6 protein-coding genes are annotated in these 5,964 nt (G+C 31.7%); all 6 read right to left on the minus strand.

The features are described from left to right. The coding region (locus N3F66_14350) for an N-acetylmuramoyl-L-alanine amidase (protein ID MCX8125326.1) at positions 1–505 on the minus strand (505 nt) is incomplete at its 3' end. Positions 506–517: 12 nt separating this feature from the next. Then, complete coding sequence (locus tag N3F66_14355) at positions 518–814, minus strand: hemolysin XhlA family protein (protein ID MCX8125327.1); 297 nt, start codon at positions 812–814, stop codon at positions 518–520. Positions 815–831: 17 nt separating this feature from the next. Further along, positions 832–2,691, minus strand: coding sequence for a hypothetical protein (locus N3F66_14360; GenBank protein MCX8125328.1), 1,860 nt, complete (start codon positions 2,689–2,691; stop codon positions 832–834). Between the two features lie 4 nt (positions 2,692–2,695). After that, entirely contained in the window at positions 2,696–4,822 is a 2,127-nt protein-coding gene (locus tag N3F66_14365; protein MCX8125329.1) for a hypothetical protein, read from the minus strand. 11 nt (positions 4,823–4,833) lie between these two features. Further along, positions 4,834–5,193, minus strand: a complete 360-nt coding sequence (locus tag N3F66_14370) for a hypothetical protein (protein MCX8125330.1) — start codon at positions 5,191–5,193, stop codon at positions 4,834–4,836. A gap of 10 nt (positions 5,194–5,203) precedes the next feature. Continuing rightward, a partial coding sequence (locus N3F66_14375; GenBank protein ID MCX8125331.1) for a hypothetical protein occupies positions 5,204–5,964 on the minus strand: 761 nt, incomplete at its 5' end.

The following is a 5,964-nucleotide window of genomic DNA, read 5'->3' on the forward strand; positions in this document are numbered from 1 at the left end:
CCGCCGCAACTGCATTTTTAAACTTTGTCCACTCACTTTCGGCAATCATCATTGCAGGACAATTTTTGCCTGTAATGTCATAGTGTCTATAAAGGTTATTAATAGTTAAACCATATTTTTTAAGTAAATAGGCTGTGAGTTCTACAGTGTTTTGATATGTTTTGTTCCAATTCCCATCACTGTTTACGCACATTTCAATCCCAATCAGGAAGTAATTCGGACTATATGGCTTCTCTCTGATTTTTTCACCTGTGGAAGTATACTTGCTTGCTCCTACATGCCATGCAACCTCGCCATCAGGGACACATTGGACTATACTGTGGACATCAACTATATAGTGAGCCGACGCCGCTGTTTTAGTCGTGTTAAAATAATTTCTGTTTGCAATTGCATTTGCACCTTTGCCAGTGTTGGCTGTCCAGTGTATAACTACCCCTTTTAACTTTTTAAGCTTTATTTTTGGTCTATTCTGATTTATTAAAAGCATCTGTGTTATTGGTAGCATTGTATCACCTTCTTATTTCAAAACTTGTGATAATAAAAAAGCAACTGCACCTGTTATAAGTGCAGTTACTATCGTTTGCCAATTTTGGCTTGGTTTTTTTTCAATTTCGTCTATCTTCTCAGCTATCTGTTTTATACTGTCTTTTATTTCATTTAATATATTAAAAATCATTTTAATTTCTTTTTCTGATACTTTGCTTGATGTTTCAAGTTCTTTCAGTCTTTTTTCCATGTCTTTTGAAATGTTTTCAAGCTCCAACACTCTCTTTGACAGTGTGTCTATATATACACAATCTTTGCAATCATTCATGTTGCACCTCCGAAAATCTAACTTAATAAATTTTTAACTTTTAACTCTTTTGTTTTCCACACTAAATCTGGTGGTATCCATCCATCACGCCTTATTTGTGTCCCAGCCCATATATAGCTTTCAAACTCATTATTAACACCGTCTATCAACGCTGTATTAATTCTTTGCCATAAATCACTTTCAATAGGCATTGAATTAAGAACAAATCCAGCAAAGTAATGTGTTCTGTATGATTGGTACTTCAAATTTTCCCATGTAAACTTATACACAAATTTATGGTGTGCGTCATCATCTATTATCCAGTCATAATCTTCTATTTGAAAAAAGTTTAAATTTTTTGTTTCGTCTTTATTTTTCCAGTATTCGCTGGGAAAGTTTGCATCTTTCATCATTTCGCCAACTCTGTTTAAGTCTATAACTGTTGGCGGAAAAAATAATACTGTTATTAATGCTTCAGGGTATAAACTTCTTATATAATCCCTAATCATTTCTAAAAATTTACCATTTTGTTGCCTCAACCACTGCAAAGCATTTTTATCATACTTTTGCTGCCACATTGAATTGTAAATGGGTAAATCATATCCCATTTCTTGCCAGAATTTTTGCTTTGTTGAAGTGTCATAAAAGCATGGTTTTATACCTTGATTCCACCACCAAGGCTCACCTAACTGAATACAAACTTTTAATCCTGAATTAAATTGTATATCAGCAATTGCTTTAGCATAATTCTTGTAATATTCTTTAACTTCATTGTTTGTAAAGCTAACAAAATGTGGTGTGGGTATCCAACCAGATGTTGCAGGTGTTCCATCATAAGCTCTTTGCCACCAAGTTTCAGGTGCATCTACTGTTTCAAGTGATATCGAGCCAACAACCACATATTTTTTTTCTTCAGCCCTTTTACAAAAATCTATAAACCATGCTTTAAAGCCTTCGTTTAAAACTGGTGTTGTTTTTTGAATATACCTATATAAAACATAGCCTGTTGGGTCAGGAATTGGATTGCCTGACGCATCAAATAAACCTTTTTTATCATAATAATGTGACGCTCCAATATATAGGTCAATCCATTTTCTAAATCCGAGTTCATAAAATAAGTTTATATACCTTTCTGGTGTTGCAGCATAACTATCATCAAAGCCATCTGCTAATCTGTATATATGCTTTTTAAACGGAATAGTTGTACCTAAATTTCTTGCTCCTTCCACAGTCCAATTTGAGAGTGTTACTTTAAATGATTGGCTATCGCTTAAAGGATATTTCTCACCATAATCAAAAGTTATAGGTGTAAACCCCCACATAAGTCTTTCTATTGTCGTTGGGTCAATTTTATGCCATTTTGAGGATTTTTCCCAGTGGCCTATTGGATTACCTTGCTCATCATATCCATCAAAGACCCATTCATATTCTTGCCACCCTGCATAAAGATTATCAAAATCTATTTCAATTATGCCCTCTTCACCACTTTGGTCGCCTGGAGTTCTGCCTCTTGGAAATGTTAAACCACTTGCAGCTTCCCAATCCTGCAATGGTCTATATGGTGCATAATTCCACACCCTCACCATATGCGTCCCATCAGCATTGGTTACTGTCAATGATTGACCATTAATATCGTCTAATCGTGGTATATAACCTTCAATTTTATAATTGTAACTTAACTTTACACCAGAAAAATTTTTATTTGTTGCATACTTAAAATTTGGGTGACTCCATCTATCTTCAGATGTCCATATCATTCCCCCAAAATCATTTCTTGTTCTAAAATTACCTTGAATTTCAATTCTATTATTTGTTCCATAAGGTGTAACAACTGACATTATCATCTCATAATTAAAGTCACAAGTCATAAGCATAGGTTGTAGCTGATAATAGTTCATAATTTTACACCTCACATATTGCAATTAAATTTGTATATGCTCCTTCTATTTCTTCTGGGATGTTATTTCCTAACCAATGCACTTTAACTCCTGTATAATATCTTATTCCGCCTGTAGTTTCATAAAGCAATTCTACAGCAGGTTGTAGTAAAGTATTTTGAACAGTTGCATTTTCATAAGATAAAGTAATATTTACTATCGGGGGTGTTATATAAGGTTTTGAAAATTCAAAAGTAGTTTCTGGAGAATAAAAAGCTCGTTTATATTCTACTTTAGCCAAAATATCAGTAATTTTTTGTTTTAAATTCCATTCTGCTTCAATATACAAATAAGCTTTTCCAGCTGGAATTGTTAAAGTTTGCTCATCTAATAGCTTTGCTGCTATCTGAATAATGTGTTGTCCTGACTTAACTAAAGGAATTAAATATTTAATATTTATTAAAAATTTATCATCTGTTGCACCTATTACGAACTCTCTTTCAACAGTCCCATCAACTAATAATTGTATTTGAACATCTGTACTTCCCGATGCTACTCCTTCAATGTGTATAGTAACTGTTATTGATTGTTGTTTAGACAAATCCACTTGAGCTGATATTATACTTTTATTTATTTGATTATTTAATATTACTTCTTCTATATTTTGGTATTTATTAAAATTTGTCAAAGATTGTATTGTTTTACTTATTATATTTGAGAGATTGCTTGTGTTATTGTTAGCCACTTTTGGTGCCCCTTCTATTGTTAAAGATAGACCTCCTGAGTATACTAACTTTAATTTTGTTATTATAGTATTTAAAATGTTATTAGTCTTAAATTCTGTAATTTCAATTTTGTCGCCTACCTCTAAATAAGGGTGTGGTCTTATCTGTGAAGTTAATGGATAATATTGAAAATTATTTATATCAGAATAAATGTTAAGCATTATTTCTTCAGCATTTTGTTTTATCAGTTTATTAATATTTTTAGAAATAGTTTCATTCTCTGTCCCTTCACCCATAGAATAAAAATTATCACCATCAAGAAATTTTATTTTTTTGAGTGTATTTTTTTCGTTATTTTTGCTTAAATTGATATAGTCACTACTTCCTAAATTTTTTTCTATAATACTGCTTGTCAGTATTTTTTTAAACTCCAATTTACCATCATAATTTATAATAGCATTTGCAGAATTAATAATCGCTATATCAGATAAAAACTGCCTAATAGTATATGACTCTTCAGAAAATATATTAGTATTTAATGTAATACTTCTTAAATTTATATTTTCAAGAGTTAAGCCTAAATTATTGCAAAATAAATTTAAAATTGAATTTGTGTCAATTGGATACGTAAATTGTGTGAAATAAGATGAAATATCTTCATCACTGTAATATAAGATGTCATAGCATATAAAGGTTATAAAATCTGAATTGTTATTTTTTTCTTCAACATAGAATATACCCAGTGGCATCCATTCACTTATATTTTGGATATCTTTAACTCTTATATATGGTTTCACCTTTTCACCTATTGTTATCTGGCATGCTTCATTATATATTGAAAACATAAATTTACCAGAAATTACATTACCTATGCTTATATTATCAGTTGTTAGTGATTTCTCCATTTCGGCATTTATAATTTGATTGTTATATATTGTTGTTATAGTTGTATTTACTGATGATATTTCAATATAATCAATGTGAATTGACGCATCATAAGCATTTTCATTTTTTTGACCAGTTACTTCAATTATTATTGTATGCTGTCTATTTGATAAATTATTTTTTGAAAATAAAAGTTTTTGGTATTGTGTACCTGCATCATAACAATCTGCATATTCAACTACACCATCTAAAGTAATTTTTGCTATTCCTCTATATGGATTTGCCATACCATAAAGCTTTACAGATGTACCTATAAAACTTAATTGAATTATGCTACCAACTATGCCTGAATATATAGCTGATCCACCACTATTATTGGTATCTTCATGAGTTGCCCAATAACCTGTTTGTGAAATTCTTGAGTCATTTTCTTCAATTTTTTCTGTTGCTATGTTACTATCTCCTTCTATAATTAACTTCATCTCAAATTCTCGATTATTACTATCGCATAAATCCTTAAATAATTTTGATACATTATACATTCGATAACCACCTACTTTTCAATTAAGCTTAGCTTAATATCTGACCAATAGATTCCATTTCCTTTTTCTATCGCTATTCCTGCCGGTCTATTAGCACAATAAAACGTTTTTGTTTCATATTTCCCAGTCATAGGATCAGGATAATAAACTGTAAAAAACACATCTTTAACTAAATTGAGGATTGCTGAAACTTCATTCCATTTCAACAATCCCCATTCAAGTTCTATTTTCCGTTTTGTTGTTATTCTATCTCTTATTAAAGTCCCATCTGCTGTTCTTTTAGTTGTTTCTTCATTATCTATATCCATTGATGTTACTAAAAGAGTTTTAGGCATTACTGGAACTTGTGTCCCATTAATTTTTAATTGCATACAACCACCTCTATATCGAGATTAATGTCATTCCTGTTTGTCTTTGAACGTTATTTATCGCCTTAATTACAGCTCTTCCAAGCTCATTTTCATTGAGTTTCAATACTACTGTTGCGTCTTGACTATTTCCTTTTGCATTTCCTATCGCACTTCTTACCGCTTCACCTACCGCTTGACCTATTGCTTGCACGAAACCTGTGTTTTGAAGTGGTACGACTGCTTCTGGGCCTGCTTCACCTATCATTGCTACAGTTGGGCTATCAATTATTCCGCCTTTCGCCAATTTAGGAATAGATGGTATGTTTATTCCCCATGTCTTGCCTCCAAGTCCAGGAACCCAATCAGGTATTGTTATACTTAATTTATTTAACCCTCTAATAACAAAGTTAATAGCATCTATTATAAGATTTAATGGTACTTTTATTAATCCAACAAGGCTGTCAAAAATCCCTCCAAATACGTCTCTGACACCTTCCCAAGCTTTCTTCCAGTTACCTGTAAATACACCTACAATAAAATCAACAATGCCTCCAAGTGTTTTAAACAAACCTTTTGCTATATCAATAACGCCAGCTAATAAGCTGCCAAACACATCAATAGCAAGATTTATAACATTGGCTATTGTTGGCCCAAAATCTACAATCATCCAATTAATAATTGGAGCAATAAAACCATTGTATATTTCTAAGGCTCCATTTATGCATTTCATTACAAACTCTCCAATTTGCATAATTAATCCTCTTAAGTGCTCTGTCCAAAGCCATGTAAGCA

Source organism: Spirochaetota bacterium (genome assembly GCA_026414805.1).
Taxonomy (GTDB): Bacteria; Spirochaetota; UBA4802; order UBA4802; family UB4802; genus UBA4802.

Coding starts and splice junctions, on each gene's coding strand:
- N3F66_14355 (MCX8125327.1), bottom strand. CDS start 814: ATGAATGATTGCAAAGATTGTGTATATATAGACACACTGTCAAAGAGA.
- N3F66_14360 (MCX8125328.1), bottom strand. CDS start 2,691: ATGAACTATTATCAGCTACAACCTATGCTTATGACTTGTGACTTTAAT.
- N3F66_14365 (MCX8125329.1), bottom strand. CDS start 4,822: ATGTATAATGTATCAAAATTATTTAAGGATTTATGCGATAGTAATAAT.
- N3F66_14370 (MCX8125330.1), bottom strand. CDS start 5,193: ATGCAATTAAAAATTAATGGGACACAAGTTCCAGTAATGCCTAAAACT.